The organism is Solihabitans fulvus (genome assembly GCF_008386585.1).
In the GTDB taxonomy this organism is placed as follows: Bacteria; Actinomycetota; Actinomycetes; order Mycobacteriales; family Pseudonocardiaceae; genus Solihabitans; species Solihabitans fulvus.
In genome coordinates this window covers 18,275-38,897 of record NZ_VUOB01000037.1, presented here as the reverse complement: position 1 = coordinate 38,897, position 20,623 = coordinate 18,275, and the positions used below count along the sequence as shown (strand labels likewise).

Here is a 20,623-nt window from a genome sequence, read left to right as displayed (position 1 = left end):
CCGGTCAGTGGCCGCCACCGGCCGGGTTCAGGCCGATGACGCCGCCGAAGGATCCGCGCAATCGAGGCGATTTTCGGCGCGGTCGGTACTCGGAGCGATCAGTACTTGGAGGCGTTCAGTACTTGGGGGCGATCCGCTTGGCCACGTCCGCGACCCGGTCCGCGAACGGCGCGGTCGTCGCACCCGGCTGCGGCCTGCTGACCACGGTCAGCCTGCCGCCGTGCGGCGTCGCCTGCGTGTCCTGCTGCACGCCGGAGAGCGGCGAGAAGTCCGGCGCCGCGCCCTCGGTCGGCACCAACACGACCGAGAACAGGCCGGTCACGGCGCCGTCCTTGACCAGGAACCCCGCCGACCTGGTGCCGTCCGGGCAGTTGCCGTCGACCGGCACCGGGGTGAGGCCGGCGGCGGCCGGGAGCTCGTTGGCGAGGGCGACAGCGAGCTCCCGGTCCACCGGTCCGCACCCACCAGGGGTGCCGCCAGCCGAAGGGCTGGCACTCCCGGACGACGCGCCCCCCTGCGTAGGCGTGCCCTCCGGGATGCTGTTGGGCGGCGGTCCGCCGCGATACGGGGTGGTCGAATGGGCGGAGTTGTCGTTGGTGTCCTGCTTGTTGAGCGGGGCCATGCGCGAGTTGGTCGGACCACTGCCACTACCGCTGACCGGCGCGGGGGCGGCGGCCCGCACACTGTCGGCGCTCATGGTGTTGCCGTGTTGAAGTCCGACTGCGAGCACCGTACCGCCGAGGACAAGGGCAACGGCAGCCGCGGAAGCCACGCCGAGCGACTTGCGTTGCCGCGCCGCAGCCCGCCGCGACTCGGCGCGCACGTCGCCCTCGTCGAAGGAGGGCGGCGGCACGTCCCGCACCGCGTCCCGGAACAGCTCCGCGAGCCTGCGCTCGTCCATCTACGCCCACCTCCTCGACACGTCGTCGCCCGCCTGCTCCAGTCTGCTCACGATGCCGGCCGCAGGTCGTCCAGCGCGCTGCCCAGCGCCTCCCGCAACGCGGCAAGCCCGCGCGACGTCTGGCTCTTCACGGTCCCCTCCGAGCACTTCAGCGCCTCGGCGGTGCCCGCGACGTCCAGTCCCTCAAGGAACCTCAGCACCAGCACGGCCCGCTGCCTCGGCGGCACCAGCTTGAGGCCGTCGAGCAGCGCGGCCCTGGTGGCCACCGCGTCGCCGACCTCGCCGTCGCCGTTCGGCCGTTCCGGCAGCTCGTCGACGAACCGCTCGCGCCGCCACGGCCGCCGCGACTCGTCGATGACCGCGCGCACCAGGCTGCGGCGGACGTAGGCGTCGAGGGCTCCCTTGTCCCGCACCTTGCGCCACCTCCGATGCAGTGCGACGAACGCGGTCTGCGCGAAGTCGTCCGCCCGGTGCCAGTCGCCGCAGAGCAGGTACGCCGTTCGGCGCACGGCTTCCCGCCGAGCCACGAAGTACTCCGCGAACTCCTGCTCCTCGCGCTGATCCACGCGGACTGCTCTCCGCTCCTCGTGCTTGCACTGTCCGGACGGGGCTGGCACCCACAACGGTTGCACGAACTTACGCCGAGATCTACGTCACCCTGATACCGCCACCGAACCAAACAGGCCGAGGAAGGGGCGAGAACCCGTCAGGAGGTCGACTTCTACGCAGCCTGGTCGGAAAGGGCGGGCTGTGATGTGATCGGTTCGTGACGCTACTGGCTCCCATCGACCTCCGTTCCGACACTGTCACGCAGCCCGACGAGCGGATGCGGCTGGCGATGAGCCGGGCCGAGGTCGGCGACGACGTGCTCGGCCACGACCCCACGATGCGCGCGCTGGAGGAGCGGGTCGCCGGGCTGCTTGGCGTCGAGGCCGCGCTGTGGGTGCCGAGCGGTTCGATGGGCAACCTGATCGCCCTCATGACGCACCTGACCAGGGGCGACCGCTTCCTCGCGCCGCGCGCGGCGCACGTGCTGGGCAACGAGCTCGGCACCCCGGCCTGGCTGGCCGGCGGGATGCCGGAGGCGCTGGACTGGGACGCCGGACCCGGCCGGATCTCGCCCTCGGCGGTCCGCGCGGCGGCCGAGGGCGGCAGCTGCCCGTACTACGCCCTGCGCACCACCCTGCTGTGCCTGGAGAACACCCACAACGCGGCGGGCGGCACCGTGACCGCGCCGGAGGACTTCCGGCAGGTGGTCGCCGCGGCCAGGGCGGCGGGCCTGCGCGTGCACCTGGACGGCGCGCGGCTGTGGAACGCGGCAGTGGCGCTCGGGGTCGCCCCTGCCGAGCTCGTCGGCGACGTCGACACCGTGCAGGTCTGCCTGAGCAAGGGGCTCGGCGCGCCGGTCGGATCCGTCGTCGCCGGCACGGCCGAGTTCGTCGCGGAGGCGCGGCGGGTCCGCAAGATGCTCGGCGGCGGGGTGCGGCAGGGCGGGGTGCTCGCGGCGGCCGGGCTCGTCGGGCTGGACCGGCTCGACGACCTGGCGCAGGACCACTCGAACGCGACGGCGCTGGCCACGGGCCTGGCCGAACTCGGCTGGGACGTCCCGCCGCCGGAGACCAACATCGTGCTGGCGGCCGTGCCGGACCTGCCAGGCACGCTCGCGCACCTGACTGGGCTCGGCGTGCTGGCCGGGCCGATGTCCGGCAAGGTCCGGTTCATCACGCACCGGGACGTCTCGGCGCAGGACATCGCCGAGGCCCTTCGGCGCATCGCCTCGGCCGCCTGAGACGTCGTCTCGGCCGGAGAAAGTTGTTGCAGCCCAACGAGAGGGGACCCGCGTGCGCTGGTTGGTGTTCGACTACGGCGAGGTGATCAGCCGGCGGACCGAGGCGGTGCCGGCGCTGGCCGCCCGCCTCGGCGTGGATGCCGAGGCGTTCGACGCGTCCTACTGGGCGGCCCGCAACCCCTACGACCGGGGCCAGGCCGACCTGGACTACTGGCGGGCCGTCGCCGCGCCGTTCGGCGTGACCGTCGACGAGGGCACGTCGAGCGAGCTGACCGACCTCGACGTCGCAGGCTGGCTGTACCCGGAGCCCGCGACGCTGGAGCTGCTCGCCGACCTGGACGAGGCCGGGGTGCCGCTCGCGCTGCTGTCCAACGCGCCGGTCTCGTTCGGGCGGGTCGCGGAGCGGCAGCCGTGGACCAAGCACTTCCGGCACCTGGTCTTCTCCGGCGACCTCGGCGTGGCCAAGCCGGACGCGGAGATCTGGGCGACCCTGGTCGAGCGGCTCGGCGCGCGGCCGGCCGACTGCGTGTTCCTCGACGACCGTCAGGAGAACATCGACGGCGCGCTGGCCGCCGGCCTCGGCGGCTGGCTGTGGGCCGACGCCGCCGACGCCAGGACGCGACTCACCCAGCTCAGCTTCCTGTCCTGAGCCGAGCCTGCCCGGTCTACCGCCACCGCTGAGCCGGCCGCGGCGGTGCCCCGCCAGGCCGCTGTGCCCCGCCAGGCCGGCGGGGCACGGCGGCGGTCACGTCGAGGACTTGCCCTTGATCGCCTTGTAGCCCTTCGCGCCAACGGCGATCGCGACGACGACGATGCCGACCCAGAACAGCGCGTGCACCACCGCCCCGACGATGCCCAGTGCCAGCCAGGCGACGAGCAGAATCCCGATGATGGCCCACATGGCGGCTTTCCCTTCGTCCCCCCGAAAGACTCTCAGCGTGTGAACGGTCGGCCGCGCAGTGGAGTTCCCGGCAGCCACCCGGCGAGCCGCCGCAGGGCCTCCTCGATGTCGTGCGCGGACCCCGCGAAGGACAGCCGGACGAAGCGGTCGCCGCGCGCCGGGTCGAAGTCCACCCCCGGCGCGATCGCCACCCCGGTGTCGTCGAGCAGCCTGCGGCAGAACGCCATCGAGTCATCCGTCAGGTGCGACACGTCCGCGTAGGCGTAGAAGGCGCCATCGACCGGGGCAAGCCGGTCGATGCCGAGCGCGGTCAGCCCGGCCACCAGCGCGTCCCGGTTCGCCCGGTACCGCGCCACGTGCCCGGTGACCTCCGCGTAGGACTCGGGGGTGAACGCGGCGACCGCGGCGTGCTGGGCCAACGCGGGAGGGCACAGCGTGAAGTTCCCGGTCAGCCGGTCGACCGCGCGGCGCAACCGTCGGGGCAGCAGCATCCAGCCGAGCCGCCAGCCCGTCATGGCCCAGTACTTCGAGAACGAGTTCACCACGACGGCCTCGCGGGAGTCCTGCCACGCGCAGCCGAGCGGCCGGCCGTAGCTGATGCCGTGGTAGATCTCGTCGCTGATCAGCTGCACGCCGTGCTCGGCGCACCAGGCCGCGAGCGCGCCGAGTTCGGCCGGGTCGAGCACCGTGCCGGTCGGGTTCGCCGGGCTCGCCACGATGAGCCCCTTGATCGGGCCGATCCCGGCGAGCAGGTCGACGGTCGGCTGGAACCTGGTGTCCGGCCCGCAGGGCAGCTCGACGACCTCGCAGCCGAGGGCGCGCAGGATGTTGCGATAGGCGGGATAGCCCGGGCTGGCCAGCGCCACCCGGTCGCCCGCGTCGAAGGCGGCGAGGAAGGACAGCAGGAACGCACCGGAGGACCCCGTGGTGACCACCACGTCATCGGGGTCGACCGCGAGGCCGTACTGCCGGTCGTAGTGCCCGGCGATGGCCGCGCGCAGCTCGGGGATGCCGAGCTGCTCGGTGTAGCCGAGAGTGTTGGCGGACAACGCCTCGACGGCCGCCGCACGGACCGGTGCTGGCGCGGCGCTCGCGGGTTGGCCGACGCACAACGAGATCACGTCGCCGTGTGTCCTGGCGCGTCGGGCCGCCGCCGACACCACGTCCATGACGTGGAACGGCGGCACGTCCGCCCGTGCCGCGACGGTCAACAGGCTGTCCTGGGCCAACATGGCGACAGGCTACGCGCGCTAGCCCATCCGTCCCACGCCGCCTTGCTCCGGACGCGGCAACTCAGTAGCCCACGTAGCTGCCGCCGCCGTGCAGGGCCTTCACGCCGGGCACGTTGCCAAGGCCGCCGTAGCGGTCCACCGAGTACTTCACGCCGGCGATGATGTTGTCCACCGGGTTCCAGATGTCGTCGTGGCCGGCCAGCTTGTGCGCCTGGAACGTCGAGTCGATGCACTGCATCAGGCCCTTGGACGGGTGTCCCGCCGCCGCGTTGGAGTCCCAGTTGTTGATCGCGTGCGGGTCGCCGCCCGACTCGTGCTGGATGATCGACCAGATGGTGTTGATGTCGGCGTCGCTGACGTTCACGCCGTTGGCCCGCAGGATCTCGATGGCCTGCTTGATCCAGTCCTGCACGTTGCCGGGCGGCGGGCCGCTGGCCGGCGGGCCACCACTGGGCCCGAGACCGCCGCCACCGCCACCGTCCGTGCCGCCGCCACCACCGCCACCGCCGTGGCCACCGCCACCGTGACCGCTGCCGCTGTTACCGCTGCCTGAGCCGCCGGAGTCCCCGCCGGACCCGGAGCCAGACCCGGAGCCGTTCCCGTGGTCCTGCGGCGGCGTGATGGGGGCGCTGCCGTCGGCGCCGGAGGTCCCCGTGGTGGGCGCAGGCTTCGCCGTCCACTCGACCTTCTTGCCGGGCGCCGGGGTGAACGCCTGCGTGTTCGGGTCGGCCATGGTGGAGAACTTGGGCGCGATCGCGCCGGGCAGGCCGTTGATAGTGCCAAGCGCCGTGCCGAGCGCCTGCTCCACCTCGGTGATCTTGGGCTGGGCGTCGCTGACCGCCTCGGCGCACATGCGGCTGATGGCCGCGTCGTGCTGGGACTTGTCCGCGTCGTCCTTCTCCGCCGAACGCAGCGCGCGGACGCGGGTCAGCAGATCCTCGCAGATGCGGTTGATCGAGTCCTTGGCGGTCTGCAACGCGCCAGCGGCGGTGTTGAGGGCGGTCGCGCCGTTGGTGAGCGCGTCCTTCACGGAACCGCCCGCCTTGGTGAAGTCAGCCATGTAGGTGGTGAAGCCCTGCGCGGACTTGCCCTCCCAGGCCCCGTCGAGCTGGGCGACGGACTTGCCGACGGCCGTGTCGGACTCGTCGCACTTGCCTGCGGCGGTCGTCAGCTGGTTGGCGATCTCGCGCACGCTGTCCGGCTGCGCGCTGTCCACCTTGTCGGCGAGCGCGGCGAGCGCCGCTCCCCCCGGGAGTCCCGCCACTTCGTCCTTGGCACTCATCGCTCTGCGCTCTCCCCGCTGCGACCTGTCGGACCGTGACCTGTCAGACCGACTTGAACGAACCCGCGTTGGCCTGCTCCACGTCGGCGGTGCTCTGCGTGATGGCGTCGACGGCGCGCTCGACCTTGCCGAGCACGGACTCCGCCGCGGCGAACTCCGTGCGCACCGCCGCGCACAACGAGTCGACCGCAGCCGAGATGCCCGCCGAGCTGGTCAGCTTGCCGAAGATCGCGGGATTGCCGTGGTGCTGGGCGAAACCGTCGCCGAGGCCGCCGAACTGGCTGGCCTGCCCGCTCGCCATCGTGCGGCACTGCTCAAGGGCATCGGTGTTGAACTTCGCGACTGACACCTAGGCCAACCCCCTTCGGCACGCCCGCCTTGCACCCGGTCTGACGCGACGCCGACCGAGCCGGTTCCCCAACCTTAGAGCGAGTTGAGCGCTCGGTAAGGACGTATCGCACAGCGTCATCCGACCTGGTTCACGGAGTCATCCAACCCGGGCCGTCCTGGGCCGTACTCGACCCGTCCGCGCCTCGTCCGCCAGCCCGTCCGACCTGCCGAATCAGGCCTCGTCGAGCAGCTCCCACACGCAGCCGGCCAGCCGAGCGTTGTCCGCAGGGGCGATCGTGCTCCACAGCCTGCCGTCCGTGCTCGGCCGCACCAGGTGCAGGTAGCGGCCGGACGGGGTGTCGTGGAAGGCGACCACCCGGTCGGCGCGGGAGGCCGAACCGCCGCGCCCGGCGCGCTCCGCCCCGAACTGCCCGCGGATGCTGATGCCGTTGACCATCGCGGCGAGCTCCTGCGCGTCGCCGAGGCCGACACCACGCCGCTCAAGGGCCGTGATCAGCCGCTCGGCGTCGTCACCCGCCTCGGCGGCGGCACCGTGCAGGAACTCGTTGGGCAGGCTCACCGAACGGCCGAAGCCGGCCGGCATGTCACCGGCGACGGACACCGCCGACTCGGCCAGCGAGGTGCCGTGCGCCCCGATCAGCCAGACCTCGCCGCCGTCGACGACCGCGAGCAGGGCGGCCTCGCCCGCGGCGGAGGCGAAGCCCCTGATGTTGCGGTCCGTCCAGACCCAGATGTCGACGGACTGTTGGGGATTGGCCAGCAGCGCGAGGCTGTCCGCGAGCTCGGGAACGACCCGTCCCCGCTCCGCCAGCCCGCGCTGTTCGAGCGAATCCCAGACGCCGGAGACGATCTCGGCCCGTTCCGTGTGCGTGACGCCGGGACTCGGGACGTCCAACGCGACGTGCCGGTGTGGGAAGCGCTCGGCTTCCCACACCACGTCGAACTCCACAGTGGACAGCACAACGCTGCCGGAGGATGTCACCGCGACTACTGGTCCTTCTTGTCGTCGCCAAGGACCGACTGCACCACAAGGCGTTCGTCGTCGAAGACGTCCGAGTCGTCCACGCCGTACTTGCGCACGTGCTCGGCGTCCTCGTCCTTCTTGCCCTTGCCAGCGGCGGCAGGCTGCATCATCGAGGACCCGCCCTTGCCGGCCACGCCCGCCTTGCCGCCCGCCCGGCCCGCGAGCCGCTCCTCCTCGCCGATAATGCCGGAGCTTGCCGAACCCTTCTTCGCCGAGGCGGCCTCCTCCTCGAACAGGCCGCCCTTGCTGCTGCCGCCCGCCGCGCCGCCGGGACCGCCCCGCACGACCTGACCGCCCTTCGCGCCCGCGGCCATCGCCCCGAGCCCGAGCCCGCCCATCGTGCCGAGCCCGACCCCGAGCCCGAAGTTGCTCGGCGTCGGCCGAGGCGTGCCGCCGGTGAAGGTGCCCTGCGGCAGCTGGCCTTCGCCGACTGGCATGACACCCGTGGAGTTACCGCCGCCGGGCAGCCGGGCACCTGGTGTGCCGGGACTTCCCGGGACGCCGGGGACGCCGCCGGTGCCGATGGGGGCGGGCGTGCCGACCAGCCCGTTGGCGCCCTGGTTGCCGGACACGCCGAAGCTGGGGCTGTTCGTCCCCGTGCCCGGCTGCGTCCCGACGCCGGAGGAGTCGAAGCTGGAGGGTGCGGTGATGCCCGAACTCGTGCTGGAGGTCGAGGTATGCAGGTCGAACCCCGGCGGCTGCGGCATCGGCTGGTAGCTGTTCAGCGACTGCTGGCTCTGGTCGGTGTAGTTGGTCAGCGAGTCGATCGTCTGCTGCCGAGCCACGTTGGTCTGCTGGACTTCCTTGGCGTGGTCGGTGGTGTGCCCGAAGAAGCCCATCACCTTGTCGCCGAGGTTCTCCGACGTCGGTCCCTGGAGCGTCGAGGCGCTCGGCAGCGTGTTGCTGGTGTGGCCGTAGTTGGAGCTCTGGTCCATCACCGTGGTAGACGTGTTGGTGCCGTGCTCGTGCGCCTGGTCGCCGTAGTCGGAGGAGGCTTTCACCGTCGTGGCGGCGGCATCACCCGACGCGCCCTGCCAGTCGATGCCCAGCTGCTTGAGCTGCTGGCGAAGCACCTGGTCCGTTTCGGCGAGACCCATCGCAAGCTGCTTGAGGGCGAACGCCGCCTCGGCGAACTTGTGCGACGCGTTGCTCGTGTGGAACGCCTGGACGATTCCCGCGAGGCCGTTGTTGTCATACCCCTGGAAACGGTGTCCGCTCAACTGCTTGTGGCCCATGGTCGTGCCCCCTCACTTGATCGTCTGAAGGGTCGCCAGCGCGAGGCCGGCTGCCTTCTGCGCGTTCTGGCACATCTGTTCTTGGCTGAACTGGCGATCGTCCGGCGTGAAATCCACCAACAGCTGTTGGTTGTCAGCAACGCTCACCGCGATGCTGCACGCGGCGACTCCGGCCGACCCGCTGAACGTGGCGCGAACCGCAGGAAAACCTGATACGTCGATGACCTGCGTGCTCATATTGACGACATCGAACCAGTAGCCAACGCCCGTGTTCGGAACAGCAACCACTCGGTAAGTGGCGGAAGGGCCGCTCGGATTCAACATGCAGGCGGCAACGGGTCCGGTGTGCACCGGATCAGCAGTGCCCTTGCGGGCCCGCGTAATCGACAGTTCCGCCCGTTGCGCATCGGTAAGCAGTGAACAAGGGTCGGTCACCTTGTCCACCTTCAAGTCCTTGGGCCTTGGCGGGAGCGACGAAGCCGTACTGCCAGTCGAGGAGGAGGTTCCCGGGGCGGACGAGGCCGCACTCGACTTGCCGGGCTCGGTGTTCGAACATGCCGACAACACGAGGACGGCCGCCACCGCACCGACGAGGCCGATCAGCTTGCGGTCAGGCACGCTTGTCACCCAACGCGCTCGTGACCTCGTCCTCGGTGAAGCCGTACTGCTTGGCAGCATCACGCAGCTGACCGGTCAGCTTGTTGAGGCTAGTGATGTACTGCCCCACCCGAGCGCCATAGGAGTCATCCGCCAGCAGCAGACGATCGTTCCACGCGTCAGCAATGTCTTTGTTCACCAGGTCAGCGCTTGCGGGAAGATTCACGCCGAGGACATCCACCGAGTTCCGGTACAGATCCTGCAACTGGTCGGCCTGGTCCTGAATAACTTTCGCGGCCTGGAGGACGTTGTCGTGGTTGACGGTGAAGCTCTGCGCGGGTCCGGCTGGTGTCTTGGTCAACTCAGCGAAGGCTCCGACTCCGCCGAGGACGTTGTCGGTCACCCGGTCGAACCAGCTCTCCTGTGCCACGACGTCTACCCCCGAACGTACGGTAACGGACCGGTCTCGCTTCGCAGGCTACCAACGGCCACGTGAGCCGAGCCTGAGATTGGACGAAGAACGCGGTCGGTCGGTTCCGTCGAAACTTCAGTGGTTTGTCGGCACGCCGATCTCGCCGTTGACGGCGCGGAGCGCGATGTCGGAGCGGTGGTGTGAGCCGGTGAGGTGCACGCCCTCGACGCGGTCGTAGGCGGTGCGGCGGGCGGCGGCCAGGTCGACACCGGTGCCGACCACGGACAGGACGCGGCCTCCCGCGGAGACCACGGCGCCGTCCTCGCGGCGGCGGGTGCCGGCATGCAGCACGCCTTCGGCGTCGCCGCCGGCGATCACGTCGCCGGTCCTCGGCCTGCCGGGGTAGCCCTCGGCGGCGATCACGACGGTGACGGCGTAACCGGGCTCCCAGTCGAGAGGCGGCTCGGACGCGAGGCGACCTTCGGCCGCGGCCAGGAAGAGGCCGGCCAGCGGAGTGCGGAGCAGCGCCAGGACGACCTGGGTCTCCGGGTCGCCGAACCGGCAGTTGAACTCGATGACCTCGGGACCGTCGGCGGTCAGGACCAGGCCCGCGTAGAGCAGGCCGGCGAACGGGGTGCCGCGCTTGGCGAGTTCGTCGACGACGGGCTGGACGATTCGCTCGACCACGTCGTCGACCAGGCCGTCTGGAGCCCAGGACGGCGGGGCGTACGCACCCATGCCGCCCGTGTTGGGGCCGGCGTCGCCGTCGCCAACGCGCTTGAAGTCCTGCGCCGGCACGAGGGGCACCACGTGCCCGCCGTCGACCAGGCAGAACAGGGACACCTCCGGGCCGTCCAGGAACGTCTCGAGGAGGACGGGGTGACCGCCGTCGAGCAGGGTCATGGCGTGCGCCCGCGCCAGGTCGAAGTCGGTGGTGACGACGACGCCCTTGCCGGCCGCCAAACCGTCGTCCTTGACGACGTAGGTGGGGCCAAAGCGGTTCAGCGCGGCGTCCAGCTTGGCCGGGTTGTCCACGACCTCGCTGTGCGCGGTCGGCACCCCGGCCGCGTGCATGACGTCCTTGGCGAACGCCTTGGAGCCCTCGATCCTGGCCGCCGCCTTCGACGGGCCGAAGCACGGGATGCCGGCGGCGCGGACGGCGTCGGCAGCACCCGCGACCAGGGGCTGTTCCGGGCCGACCACGACGAGGTCGGCGTCCCACCTGGTGGCCAGGGCGGCCACGGACGCGCCGTCGGCCACGTCGACCCCGTAGGTCTCGGCCAGGGCGGCCGTACCGGCGTTGCCTGGCGCGCAGGCCAACGCGGTCACCTGAGGATCCCGCGACAGGGCGAGGAGTAGGGCGTGCTCACGAGCACCTGACCCGATTACCAGGACGCGCACGAGGCATGAGCGTAGATGGCCGCTTCTCGGCACCGTGAACCACGTGCTCCGTTCAGCCCAGTGGATGGCGAAGAGGGGCGTGACGGGTCACACGATGCGGTCGTCGACGTAGCACCAGCGCCAGTTCTCGCCGGGCTCGCAGGAGCGCATGACGGGGTGGCCGGTGCTCTGGTGGTGCGCGGTGGCGTGGCGGTGCGGGCTGGAGTCGCAGCACGCCACGTGCCCGCAGGACAGGCACATCCGCAGGTGCACCCAGCCGTGCTCGCCGAGCGCCAGGCACTCGGGGCAGCCTTCCTTGGAGTCCGCGGTGACCTCGACGGGCAGGGTGTCCACGTGCTGGCAGCTCATGACGGTCCTCTCATGCTTTCTTCGGTCTCAGCAGTCATCCTTACCCGGCACCATCGCGAGGAGGGTCGATGCACGGGTACGAGCTGCTGCTGTTGTTCTTCGGGTCACTGATCGTGACCGCCGTGGCGCGGCGGCTCAACTGGTCGGCGCCGCTCCTGCTGGTCGGCGTCGGTCTGGTCGTGTCCTATCTGCCTGGTCTGCCCGAGTTTCGGCTCGAACCGGACCTGATCCTGATCCTGATCATCCCCCCGCTGCTGTATTCGGCGTCGGTGGACAGCTCATACCTGAACATCCGGGCGAACCTGCGGCCGATCGGGCTGCTCGCGGTCGGGCTGGTGCTGGCCACCACGCTGGTGGTCGGCGTGGTCGCGCACCTGGTCGTGCCGAGCCTGCCGCTGACGGCCGCGCTGGTGCTCGGCGCGGTGGTGGCCCCGCCGGACGCGGTCGCGGCGGTCACGATCGGCCGCAGGCTCGGGCTGCCGCGTCGCACGATGACGCTGCTGGCCGGCGAGAGCCTGGCCAACGACGCGACGGCGCTGACGGCCTACAAGGTCGCGGTCGCGGCCGCCGCCGGGGCGTCGATGTCGTGGGGCTCGGGGTTGTTGGTGTTCCTGGTCGCGGCCGGCGGCGGGATCGTGGTCGGGCTGCTGGTCGGGATGGCCGTGCAGGCGGTGCGGGTCAAGCTGCGGGACGGCGTGCTGGAGAGCGCGCTCGGGCTGTTGGTGCCGTTCGGCGCCTATCTGCTCGCGGAGGAGGTGCACGCGTCGGGCGTGCTGGCGGTGGTCGTCGCCGGGCTGTTCGTCGGGCACAACGCGCCGAAGGTGGAGTACTCGACGCGCCTCCAGGACGCCGCCGTGTGGAAGTCGGTTGACGTGCTGCTGGAGTCGTTCGTGTTCGCCCTGATCGGGTTGCAGCTGCGGTCGGTGCTTGGCGCGGGGCACGTGACGTGGGGGCTGCTCGGCGCGGCCGTGGTGGTGTTGTTGGCGACGATGCTGGTGCGGATCGTCTGGATGTTCCCCGCGGCCTACCTCCCGAGGGTGTTGTTCAGGCACATCCGCAGGCGCGAGAGCGCGCCGGGCTGGCGGCAGGTGTCGGTGATCGCCTGGGCCGGCATGCGGGGTGTGGTGTCGCTCGCGGCCGCCTCGGCGATTCCGGCGGACATGCCCGGCCGTGATGTGGTGGTGCTGTTCACTTTCGTGATCACGGTGGGCACGTTGTTGGTTCAGGGCACGACGTTGCCGCTGTTGATCCGGTGGGTGTGCCTACGGGGGGACGAGGGGCGCTCGGACGCGCTGGCCGAGGCGCAGGCGCAGCACAACGCGGCGCTGGCCGCGGTGGCGCGGCTGGACCAGGAGGTCGCGGAGGGGACCGCACCGGAGCATGTGGTGAACCGGTTGCGGACCATCGCGGAGCATCGGGGCAACGCGGCGTGGGAACGGTTGGGGCGGCAGGAACAGGAGAGCCCGGCGGCCGCGTTCCGGCGGCTGCGGCGAACGATGCTGGCCGCGGAGCGGGACGTGTTCGTGGCGGCGCGCAACGCGGGCGAGATCGATGATGAGGTGCTCGGGCGGGTGTTGCGGGAGTTGGATCTGGAGGAGGCGGCGCTGTCGCGGGAGTGAGCACAGGAGCAGGAGTCAGCGCGGCAGCGAGGCGTGTTCCTGATTGGACGCACCGGTTGCCGGGTCCGCCTGGCGGTCGGGGTGCAGGGCCAGCAGCGGGATCGCGACGATGACCTGCACCGCCACGATGAACGCCTGCGTGACGGGCGAACTGACGGACAGCAGCGCGAGTGTCACGTTACCGGCGAAGTGGACCGCGATCGACGCCGCGACCCCGGCGCGCTCGTAGGCGTAACCGGTCAGGAGGGCCATCGGGATGACGCTGACCATGAACGCCAGGCCGCTCCAGCTGAACAGACCGAGAGTGGCCTGAACGGTGCCGGGGATGAAGAACAGCGGCACGTGCCAGACCGCCCAGACGACACCGAGCAGCAGGGCGGCGGGAATGCGGCCCATCGACGCGCGCATGCGCGGATAGGCCGTGCCGCGCCAGCCGGGCTCCTCGGCCAATGGACCGGCGATCAGCATGCTGATGACGAACGGGACGGGCCCGCCGACGGTCGTGATCAGCGTCTGCCCACCCGTCAGGCTCACTGCGGGACCGCCGAGCAGGGACGCGAGCAGCGCGCCGCCCAGCACGGTCGCCGAGGTCAGCACCAGCATCGGCAGCACCAGTAACAGCCGGGGCCACAGCCGGAGCGGCACCGTGCGGGCGGGGGCCGGTTGACGGCGGACGGCGCGGCGGATTCGGACCACGATCGCGCCGATCGCCGGGCCGAAGGCGCCGAGCACGACGATCGGGGAACTCGGTCCTCCCGGTGCGCCGAGCACGATCGCGACAAGCCAGAGAGCCCAGGTCGTCGCGAATGTGACAGCGAAGTAGAGAGCAAGGCCGCTTCGCTGACGGGCAGGGGCTGAGGTGGTCACGCCTTTTCTCCATCACTCTCGACAGTGCGAATGTTATCAACAGTGAGAACGATATCGCATGTGAGAACATTGGTCCATGGCGACCGCAGACCTGCTCCTGCATCCCGTGCGGATGCGCATCCTGCAAACGCTGTTCGACGCGGACCCGATGACCACCGCGCAACTGCGGGACCGCATCCCCGACGTCGCCCCGGCGACGATGTACCGGCAGATCGCCGTGTTGGTCGACGCTGGCGTGCTGGAGGTCGTGGCCGAGCGGCGGGTGCGCGGCACGGTGGAGCGCAGCTACCGGGTGCGGCCCGAGATGGCGGTGGTCGACCCCGCGGCGCGGGCGGCGATGACGCCGGAGGACCACCAACGGGCGTTCACCACGTTCGCGGCGTCCCTGCTTTCGGACTTCGACCGGTACCTCAAGGGCGCGGACGCCGATCCCGTCGCGGACGGCGTGGTCTACCGGCAGGCGGCGGTGTCGCTGACCGACGACGAGTTCGCCGTGATGGTCGACGAGATCGAGAACGCGGTCGTCTCGCGCATCCCCAACGCCCCGGAGGGCGGCCGCACCCGTCGCATCGTCAGCCTCGTCGTCGTGCCGGACAAGCCCGCAAACCCGGCGTAGGAGCGAATCGCGCCCCCGATCGGGTCAAAGGTCGATGGCACGACATGCCGGTTTGTCGACAAGTGCCCATGGCTACTGGTGAATGGGCTTGCCACCCGGTCAGGCAAGGCCCAGATCGGGTAATGGCGCGGCCGGCCTTGCCTGCCGGAGGGTTCCGGGCATGGCGGCTCAGCGGAGACGACAGCACAGCATCCGGATGCGGCGGGTGCGGATGGAACTTCACCGACTGCGGAAGGAAGCGCGGCTGACGTGTAGCGAGGTGGCGCGAAAGTTGGACGCCTCGGAGAGCACGATCTCCCGGTGGGAGAGCGGACAGCGGGGACTCAAACGGGATGACCTGAGCGCCCTGTTGGCCGTCTATCACGCGCCGAGGCGGCTGCGGGACGCGTTGTTGAAGCTGCACGGCAGCGCGGACGAGCCGGGTTTGTTGGACATGGCCGACCTCACCCTGCCGGACACGTTCCGGACGTGGTTCGGCTTCGAGGAGGACGCCAGCGAGATCTGGAACTACGAACCGCTGCTGGTGCCTGGACTGGTACAGACGTTTGGCTATGCCCGTGCGGTGATCGCAGGCTACGGCGTTCCGCTGAGCGACGAGGAGATCGAGAGCCGGGTGAACGCCCGGATCGCACGCCAGACGCTACTTCGCCTACCCGATGCACCTGCGCTCACCGTTGTGCTCAATGAGGCCGCGCTGCGCCAGAACGTTGGCGGCCCGGACATCATGCGCGGGCAACTCGAGCACTTGGTGGAGGCCGCCGAGCGCCCGTCTGTGACCATCCGAGTGGTGCGGCTGGATGCCGGCGCGCACCCTGGATTGGATACGCCTTTCGCGGTGCTGCACTTCGCGGTGCTGCCCAGCCTGGTGTTGTTGGAGAACAAGGTCGCCAGCCTCTATCTGGAGGAAACGGCACACCTGAACGCCTATAGGCTGGCCTTCAAGGGCATCTTGGCGGCGGCACTCGATGCCAGGCGCTCGGTGGAACTGCTCCGGGACATCGCCGCCGGGCTGTCACGTGGCGACGAAGGAGCGCGGCAATGACCGTCTGGCGGAAGAGCAGCTACAGCAGTGGCCAGGAGAACTGCGTCGAGATGTCCTGGCGCAAGAGCAGCCACAGCGACGCTCAGGAGAACTGCGTCGAGGTCGGGCACGCGCCGACGCACGTCGGCTTCCGGGACTCCAAGAACCCGGACGGGGCCGTCCTGACCTTCACCAGGGCGGAACTCGCCGCGTTCCTCGGCGCAGCCAAGGCGGATCGCCTCACCGGCTGACCACCGCGCGACCGAACCGGCGGGACCGCGTACCTTCGCCGGCATGGCGACGGGATCGAACCAGCACGCGGAACAAGCTCGGGAGTTGGAAGCAAGCTCGACGACTATCCCGAGGAACGCGCCGAGATCCTGAGTGAGGCCGCCCACGCCTGGTACTCGGCCGGTGAGCACGGTCGCGCGATCGAGCTGCTGACCGAGGCGACCGCGCTGGGCGGCGAGGACGGCGGCTACGCCAGGGTGCAGCTGGCCGACGTGCTGTACGAACTCGACCGCGCGGACGAGGCCGAGGCGCAACTGGTGGCGCTGCGGACCGAGCGGCCCGCTTCGCCAGCTCCCTACCACATGGCCGGGGAGCTTATGGAGGAACGTGAGGCGTACCAGGAGGCGTTGACCTGGTTCAACATGGCCGTCTCCCGCGTCAGCGACGAGGAGTTGGCCGAACTCCGGTCGGAGCTGGGGTTCCTGAGCCATGTCGCTGGCATCGTCCAGGGCCGGCGGCGTGTCCGCGAGGCTCTTGGTCTGCCACCGGACGAGTTGGACGAGTCGGCGCCCGTGCCCGACGCTGGCGCGTTCGACGGCGAGGACCTCGCCGAGCGCCTTGCCGATGGCGCTCGCCCGCCCCGCCAGGTGCGGGTGCTGTTCTGGCCACGCGACGAGGTGCCGCTCGCCCACCAACGGTGGCCGGTACTGGTGGAGCACGGTGAGGCGGACAGTGTCACCATCGATCGCGAGATCGCCAACCGCGAGTTGTCCGAGGCCGGCGTCGCCCAGATCGTCATGGTTCCGTTGACCGTGGCCAGGCTGATCGAGTTCGCCGCCAACACCGGCGGTGACCCCGAGGACGAGGACACGCGACGCGACTGCATGGACGAGATCATCGCCGAGGGCGGTGTGATCGCCTGGCCCCCTGGGCGCAATGAGCCGTGCTGGTGTGGATCGCGCGTCAAGTACAAGAAGTGTTGCGGTCGCCCCAACCTCGCCTGAGCCGCAACGGGCCGCCTGGCCGCTCGATCGCCCTGACCAGCGGCAATGTGCAACACTAGGGGCGAACCCTAACCAGGGAGGCGGGTCAGTGAGCGCCGCGCTGCAACACCCTATCGGTCCGAACACGGTCGAGGACTGGCTGACGGCGGAGCACCCATCGGATGGCTCGCGCCTCGAACTGATCTGGGGTTACTTCCACGTGAGTCCAGCACCATCCGGTCAGCACCAACACGCCGGTTTCGCCTTGGCACGCCTCATCTTTGACGCCGTACGGGACGCGAAGAGGACGGATCTTCACGTGGTTCCGGCCGTCGGAGTCGAGATCAGCTCCGCCATGCGGACAGCGCTGATTCCTGATGTGGTCGTGCTCGACACCAAGCCGGTCGGCGTGAGCTTCCACGCCAGGAATGTCGTGCTGGCGGCGGAGATCTGGTCTCCGGGCAACACCAGGAGCGAACGCGAGACCAAGGTGGCCGCCTACGCGACCGCCGGTGTGCCCTTCTTCTGGGCTGTCGACCAGGACCGGATCGGAACCGCTTCGGTGACCGCCTACCGGCTCGAACGTGGCCGTTATGTCGAGGACACCGTCGCAAGGCCAGGCCGCACGACCACCATCACGGCTGCCCCGGTACCGGTGGCCGTCGACCCGGCCGAGCTGTGCCCACGATGACTGGTCAGCCGCTGAGCCGCCAGGTGCAGGTGTAGCGGCCGAGTGCCTGGCGGATCGCCTCGACCTCGGCCTCCTCGGCGGGTCCGCCGATGACGGCCACCGGGTCGCTGCCGTCCAGGACGACGTCGACGGTGAGATGAGACAAGCCAAGCGCGGCCAGTTCCTCGGACACGACCGTGCGCAGCGCGTCCTTGCGCAGCGCGGGTTTGAAGGGCTTGCCGACGGCCGTGAGGGGCAGTTCGGCCAGCACGGTGACGAGCTTGGGCGCGGCGGCCGGCTCTGGAACGTGTTCCGCCGCCCAGGCAAGGAGTTCGTCGACGGTGACGGTCGCGTCCGGTTGCAGGGTCACGTAGGCGACGGGCACCTCGCCGGAGTGCGCGTCGGGACGTCCGACGGCGGCGGCCCCGGTGACGGCGGGGTGCGCGAGCAGCGCGTCCTCGATGACGGCCGGGTCGATGTTGTGGCCGCCCCGGATGATCAGATCCTTGCGGCGGCCGGACAGGTACACGTAACCGTCCTCGTCGACGCGGCCGAGGTCGCCGGTGTCGAGCCAGCCGTCGACGACCTTGCCGGTCGCCTCGGGCACCGGGCCGTCCGGACCCTGCCGGAGATAGCCGGGGAACACGGTCGGGCCGGAGATCACCAGGGTGCCGGTCTCGCCCGGCGGGAGATCGGTGAACGCGCCGGTCTCCTCGTCCACGCGCACGGCCTTGATCTGTTGGTACGGCAGGCGTTGGCCGACCGAGCCCTCGCGCTGGTGTCCCGCGTAGTTGCGCGCGGTGGCGCAGGTCGCCTCGGTGAGCCCGTAACCCTGCACCAGCGGCACACCCGTGTGCTGGGTGAACCGGTCCGCGACGGCGGGCGGCAGCGGCGCGGCCCCGACCACGCCGAACTGGAGGCTGCTGAGGTCCGCGTCGACCGGGACCTGCCCGAGCACCGCGTACACGGTCGGCACGGCCGAGAACGTGGTGACGCGGTAGCGCTCGACGATCTTCCAGAAGTGTTGGTACAGCGCGGGATCCCGGTAGCCGGTCGGCCCGGCCCAGACCACCTGCTGGCCGGCCATCAACGGCCCGAGGCCGGTGACCAGCACGGCGTTCACGTGGAACAGCGGCAGGCCGCCGAGGTACACCGCGCCGTCGCCGAGGGACTTCTCCGCAGCCAGCGTCCACGACATGGCGACCTCGTTGCCGTGCGTGTGCGCGGCCAGCTTCGGGGTGCCGGTGGTGCCGCCGGTGTGGAAGTAGCTGGCGAGGTCCGTCGCCGTCGGGCGGTCGGCGGCGAGCAGCCGGTCGCCGGGCTGCTCGGCGGCCAGGTCGTCGAGGTACGCGCCGGTGGACAGGGGCGGCGGGTCGTCGGTCGCGCCGTCGGGGCGCAGCGCCAGGACGGTCTCGATGCCGGCCAGCTTGGCGACCTCGACGGCCCTGTCCCAGGCGGCGGGGGCCAGTTCAGGGCCTGCGGCGACCAGTAGCTTCGCGCCGGACAGCGTGAGGAGCTCGGCGACCTGTTCGGCGGCGAGCGCGGGGTTGACGGGCGCGGCGATCCCGACGGCCTCGGCGGCGAGGGTCGCCGCGAACAGCGTGCCCACGTTGGGGGACAACAACCCCACGGCGTCGCGGCGGCCGATGCCCAGTGACGTCAGGACGTTGGCGATGCGGTGCACGCGGTCGGCGAGGTCGGTGAAGGTCCAGACGACCGGTTCGTCCCAGCGCGCCGCGCTCGGCAGGAGGGAGAGGGCGATGCGGTCGGGCCACTGCCGCGCGGCGCCGGTGACCAGGTCGTAGGTGCTGTCGGGCAGGCCGCGTCGCTCCAGCGGCACTGCCTCGATCGCGGCCAGGTCCTCCGGCCCCGCGTAGTGCGGCCAGAGCAGATCGTGCGCGGAGGACGAGGTGGTCATGCCCCACCCTGTCAGATGGGGTGCGGTGTCGTCACTGGTCGGACGGGCACGCCAGGTTGGCGGATCGGATCAGGTGACCGCCTGGTCGCGGTCGGCGAACTGGTCGAGCAGGCGTTGGAGGGCGTTGTCGCCGAACATCAGCTCCAGGTTGGCTGCGGACTCGGCGGCGGAAGTCTCGCTGCGGGGGAACAGGTCCCGCTCGTAGGCGACCAGGGCGGCTTCGGTGTCGCCGGGGTTGGCGGCGAGCGCGCGGCCGAGCTCGGCGCCGTCGAGCATGGCGAGGTTGGCACCCTCCCCGGCGAAGGGGGACATCAGGTGCGCGGCGTCGCCGAGGAGGGTCACCCCAGGGCTGCGGTCCCACCGGTGGCCGACGGGCAGGGCGTTGACGCGGCGCAGGACGGGTGCGCCGTCGGCGTCGGCGACCAGCGCCCGCAGGCTGTCGTGCCAGCCGTCGAGGTGCCCGAGGACGGCCTTCCTGGTGGTCTCGGGGTCGGTGGCGTCGAGGGTGTCCAGCCAGTCCTCGCCGACCTTGAGTGCCGTGTAGACGTGCAGGCTGTCGTCGCTCTCGCGGTGCGCCAGGATTCCCCGGTGCTCGCCGAGCGAGATGAAGAAGCCGTTGCCGACCAGGGCCGCGCTGGCCGGGTGGCGCGTGTCGACGTCGAGCAGGTCGGTCTCCACGAAGGAGATGCCGGTGTAGGCGGGGGTCGCGGCGGAGAGCAGGGGCCGCACCCTGGACCAGGCTCCGTCGGCGCCGACGAGCAGGTCGGTGGTGACGGTGGTGCCGTCGGCGAAGGTCACCTCGTGCCGGCCGTCGCCGAGCGGGCGCGCGCCGGCGGCCCTGCGGCCCCAGCGGACGGTGTCGGGCGGCAGCGAGTTCAGCAGCAGGTCACGCAGGTCGCCTCGGTCGATCTCGGGGCGGCTGCCGGTGCCGTCGTCCTCCTCGGCCAGGCGGACCGTGCCGTCCGGGCCCACGATGCGCATGGCCTCGCCGCCGGCGTGGATAAGGGTGCGGAACCGGTCGTGCAGGCCGGCGGCGTGCAGCGCCACCTGGCCGGAGTCGTCGTGGATGTCGAGCATGCCGCCCTGGGTGCGCGCCTCGGGCGACGCCTCCAGGTCGAAGACGGCCGAGGCGATGCCGTTGACGTGCAGGACGCGGGCCAGGGTGAGGCCGCCGAGGCCGCTGCCGATGATCGCGATCGGGTGGTGGGGAGTGCTGGTCATGGTG

Annotated in this window: 23 protein-coding genes; 8 read left to right on the top strand and 15 right to left on the bottom strand. The window is 70.9% G+C overall.

Going from position 1 to position 20,623, the window contains the following annotated elements:
• Positions 1-115: 115 nt before the first annotated feature.
• Both F0L68_RS20480 and F0L68_RS20475 read right to left on the bottom strand, forming a co-directional pair.
• On the bottom strand, positions 116-901 hold the full coding sequence (locus tag F0L68_RS20480) for a hypothetical protein (protein ID WP_149851235.1): 786 nt from the start codon (positions 899-901) through the stop codon (positions 116-118).
• 47 nt (positions 902-948) lie between these two features.
• The gene (locus F0L68_RS20475) at positions 949-1,467 is read right to left on the bottom strand and encodes a SigE family RNA polymerase sigma factor (RefSeq protein WP_149851234.1); all 519 of its coding nucleotides are present in this window, start codon (positions 1,465-1,467) and stop codon (positions 949-951) included.
• A gap of 200 nt (positions 1,468-1,667) precedes the next feature.
• Between F0L68_RS20475 and F0L68_RS20470 the strand changes: the two genes are divergently transcribed.
• Together F0L68_RS20470 and F0L68_RS20465 are read left to right on the top strand one after the other, a co-directional pair.
• Complete coding sequence (locus F0L68_RS20470; protein WP_149851233.1) at positions 1,668-2,690, top strand: GntG family PLP-dependent aldolase; 1,023 nt, start codon at positions 1,668-1,670, stop codon at positions 2,688-2,690.
• A gap of 52 nt (positions 2,691-2,742) precedes the next feature.
• On the top strand, positions 2,743-3,339 hold the full coding sequence (locus tag F0L68_RS20465) for an HAD family hydrolase (protein ID WP_149851232.1): 597 nt from the start codon (positions 2,743-2,745) through the stop codon (positions 3,337-3,339).
• A 96-nt stretch (positions 3,340-3,435) separates the two neighbouring features.
• On the opposite strand, the gene F0L68_RS42505 is transcribed toward F0L68_RS20465, so the two are convergent.
• The 10 genes from F0L68_RS42505 to F0L68_RS20420 all read right to left on the bottom strand — a co-directional run bounded on the left by F0L68_RS42505 (position 3,436) and on the right by F0L68_RS20420 (position 11,473).
• The gene (locus F0L68_RS42505; protein ID WP_188316704.1) at positions 3,436-3,591 is read right to left on the bottom strand and encodes a hypothetical protein; all 156 of its coding nucleotides are present in this window, start codon (positions 3,589-3,591) and stop codon (positions 3,436-3,438) included.
• A 32-nt stretch (positions 3,592-3,623) separates the two neighbouring features.
• Positions 3,624-4,823, bottom strand: coding sequence for a pyridoxal phosphate-dependent aminotransferase (locus F0L68_RS20460; protein WP_149851231.1), 1,200 nt, complete (start codon positions 4,821-4,823; stop codon positions 3,624-3,626).
• Positions 4,824-4,884: 61 nt separating this feature from the next.
• Complete coding sequence (locus F0L68_RS20455; protein WP_149851230.1) at positions 4,885-6,105, bottom strand: transglycosylase SLT domain-containing protein; 1,221 nt, start codon at positions 6,103-6,105, stop codon at positions 4,885-4,887.
• 43 nt (positions 6,106-6,148) lie between these two features.
• Positions 6,149-6,454: a hypothetical protein gene (locus tag F0L68_RS20450; protein ID WP_149851229.1), complete on the bottom strand. Its 306-nt coding sequence runs from the start codon at positions 6,452-6,454 to the stop codon at positions 6,149-6,151.
• A 213-nt stretch (positions 6,455-6,667) separates the two neighbouring features.
• Positions 6,668-7,438 carry an ESX secretion-associated protein EspG gene (locus F0L68_RS20445; protein WP_149851228.1) on the bottom strand — a complete coding sequence of 257 codons (771 nt, stop codon included), beginning with the start codon at positions 7,436-7,438 and terminating at the stop codon, positions 6,668-6,670.
• 5 nt (positions 7,439-7,443) lie between these two features.
• Positions 7,444-8,715, bottom strand: a complete 1,272-nt coding sequence (locus tag F0L68_RS42500) for a hypothetical protein (protein WP_188316703.1) — start codon at positions 8,713-8,715, stop codon at positions 7,444-7,446.
• Between the two features lie 12 nt (positions 8,716-8,727).
• On the bottom strand, positions 8,728-9,333 hold the full coding sequence (locus tag F0L68_RS20435) for a DUF3558 domain-containing protein (RefSeq protein WP_188316702.1): 606 nt from the start codon (positions 9,331-9,333) through the stop codon (positions 8,728-8,730).
• Positions 9,326-9,742 (bottom strand): hypothetical protein, encoded by a 417-nt coding sequence (locus F0L68_RS20430; RefSeq protein ID WP_149851226.1) that lies wholly within the window; start codon positions 9,740-9,742, stop codon positions 9,326-9,328. The genes F0L68_RS20435 and F0L68_RS20430 overlap by 8 nt, the downstream gene beginning before the upstream one ends.
• A gap of 117 nt (positions 9,743-9,859) precedes the next feature.
• A complete protein-coding gene (purD, locus tag F0L68_RS20425) occupies positions 9,860-11,125 on the bottom strand; it encodes a phosphoribosylamine--glycine ligase (protein WP_149851225.1) in 1,266 nt (421 codons plus the stop codon).
• Between the two features lie 87 nt (positions 11,126-11,212).
• The gene (locus F0L68_RS20420; protein ID WP_149851224.1) at positions 11,213-11,473 is read right to left on the bottom strand and encodes a UBP-type zinc finger domain-containing protein; all 261 of its coding nucleotides are present in this window, start codon (positions 11,471-11,473) and stop codon (positions 11,213-11,215) included.
• Positions 11,474-11,541: 68 nt separating this feature from the next.
• Between F0L68_RS20420 and F0L68_RS20415 the strand changes: the two genes are divergently transcribed.
• Positions 11,542-13,092, top strand: a complete 1,551-nt coding sequence (locus F0L68_RS20415) for a Na+/H+ antiporter (protein WP_149851223.1) — start codon at positions 11,542-11,544, stop codon at positions 13,090-13,092.
• 15 nt (positions 13,093-13,107) lie between these two features.
• On the opposite strand, the gene F0L68_RS20410 is transcribed toward F0L68_RS20415, so the two are convergent.
• On the bottom strand, positions 13,108-13,959 hold the full coding sequence (locus F0L68_RS20410; protein WP_149851222.1) for a CPBP family intramembrane glutamic endopeptidase: 852 nt from the start codon (positions 13,957-13,959) through the stop codon (positions 13,108-13,110).
• Between the two features lie 76 nt (positions 13,960-14,035).
• Here F0L68_RS20410 and F0L68_RS20405 point away from each other — a divergent pair, with 76 nt between their 5' ends.
• The 5 genes from F0L68_RS20405 (at position 14,036) to F0L68_RS20385 (ending at position 17,501) form a co-directional block, all read left to right on the top strand.
• Positions 14,036-14,575, top strand: a complete 540-nt coding sequence (locus tag F0L68_RS20405; protein ID WP_149851221.1) for a helix-turn-helix domain-containing protein — start codon at positions 14,036-14,038, stop codon at positions 14,573-14,575.
• 82 nt (positions 14,576-14,657) lie between these two features.
• Positions 14,658-15,617, top strand: a complete 960-nt coding sequence (locus tag F0L68_RS20400) for a helix-turn-helix domain-containing protein (RefSeq protein ID WP_149851220.1) — start codon at positions 14,658-14,660, stop codon at positions 15,615-15,617.
• Positions 15,614-15,847: a DUF397 domain-containing protein gene (locus F0L68_RS20395; protein ID WP_149851219.1), complete on the top strand. Its 234-nt coding sequence runs from the start codon at positions 15,614-15,616 to the stop codon at positions 15,845-15,847. Before F0L68_RS20400 ends, F0L68_RS20395 begins: the two co-directional genes overlap by 4 nt.
• 237 nt (positions 15,848-16,084) lie before the next feature.
• Positions 16,085-16,831 (top strand): SEC-C metal-binding domain-containing protein, encoded by a 747-nt coding sequence (locus F0L68_RS20390; RefSeq protein ID WP_149851218.1) that lies wholly within the window; start codon positions 16,085-16,087, stop codon positions 16,829-16,831.
• A gap of 88 nt (positions 16,832-16,919) precedes the next feature.
• Positions 16,920-17,501 carry a Uma2 family endonuclease gene (locus F0L68_RS20385; protein ID WP_223198979.1) on the top strand — a complete coding sequence of 194 codons (582 nt, stop codon included), beginning with the start codon at positions 16,920-16,922 and terminating at the stop codon, positions 17,499-17,501.
• A gap of 4 nt (positions 17,502-17,505) precedes the next feature.
• Here the strand turns inward: F0L68_RS20385 and F0L68_RS20380 are convergent, their stop codons facing one another.
• Both F0L68_RS20380 and F0L68_RS20375 read right to left on the bottom strand, forming a co-directional pair.
• On the bottom strand, positions 17,506-19,398 hold the full coding sequence (locus F0L68_RS20380; protein ID WP_149851216.1) for an acyl-CoA synthetase: 1,893 nt from the start codon (positions 19,396-19,398) through the stop codon (positions 17,506-17,508).
• A gap of 69 nt (positions 19,399-19,467) precedes the next feature.
• Positions 19,468-20,619 carry an FAD-dependent oxidoreductase gene (locus F0L68_RS20375; protein WP_149851215.1) on the bottom strand — a complete coding sequence of 384 codons (1,152 nt, stop codon included), beginning with the start codon at positions 20,617-20,619 and terminating at the stop codon, positions 19,468-19,470.
• Positions 20,620-20,623: the final 4 nt, after the last annotated feature.

Excerpts from the sequence above, each read along its gene's own strand:
- F0L68_RS20480 (WP_149851235.1), bottom strand. The coding sequence starts at position 901 with ATGGACGAGCGCAGGCTCGCGGAGCTGTTCCGGGACGCGGTGCGGGAC.
- F0L68_RS42505 (WP_188316704.1), bottom strand. The coding sequence starts at position 3,591 with ATGTGGGCCATCATCGGGATTCTGCTCGTCGCCTGGCTGGCACTGGGC.
- F0L68_RS20460 (WP_149851231.1), bottom strand. The coding sequence starts at position 4,823 with ATGTTGGCCCAGGACAGCCTGTTGACCGTCGCGGCACGGGCGGACGTG.
- F0L68_RS20455 (WP_149851230.1), bottom strand. The coding sequence starts at position 6,105 with ATGAGTGCCAAGGACGAAGTGGCGGGACTCCCGGGGGGAGCGGCGCTC.
- F0L68_RS42500 (WP_188316703.1), bottom strand. The coding sequence starts at position 8,715 with ATGGGCCACAAGCAGTTGAGCGGACACCGTTTCCAGGGGTATGACAAC.
- F0L68_RS20420 (WP_149851224.1), bottom strand. The coding sequence starts at position 11,473 with ATGAGCTGCCAGCACGTGGACACCCTGCCCGTCGAGGTCACCGCGGAC.
- F0L68_RS20415 (WP_149851223.1), top strand. The coding sequence starts at position 11,542 with ATGCACGGGTACGAGCTGCTGCTGTTGTTCTTCGGGTCACTGATCGTG.
- F0L68_RS20405 (WP_149851221.1), top strand. The coding sequence starts at position 14,036 with ATGGCGACCGCAGACCTGCTCCTGCATCCCGTGCGGATGCGCATCCTG.
- F0L68_RS20400 (WP_149851220.1), top strand. The coding sequence starts at position 14,658 with ATGGGCTTGCCACCCGGTCAGGCAAGGCCCAGATCGGGTAATGGCGCG.
- F0L68_RS20395 (WP_149851219.1), top strand. The coding sequence starts at position 15,614 with ATGACCGTCTGGCGGAAGAGCAGCTACAGCAGTGGCCAGGAGAACTGC.
- F0L68_RS20380 (WP_149851216.1), bottom strand. The coding sequence starts at position 19,398 with ATGACCACCTCGTCCTCCGCGCACGATCTGCTCTGGCCGCACTACGCG.
- F0L68_RS20375 (WP_149851215.1), bottom strand. The coding sequence starts at position 20,619 with ATGACCAGCACTCCCCACCACCCGATCGCGATCATCGGCAGCGGCCTC.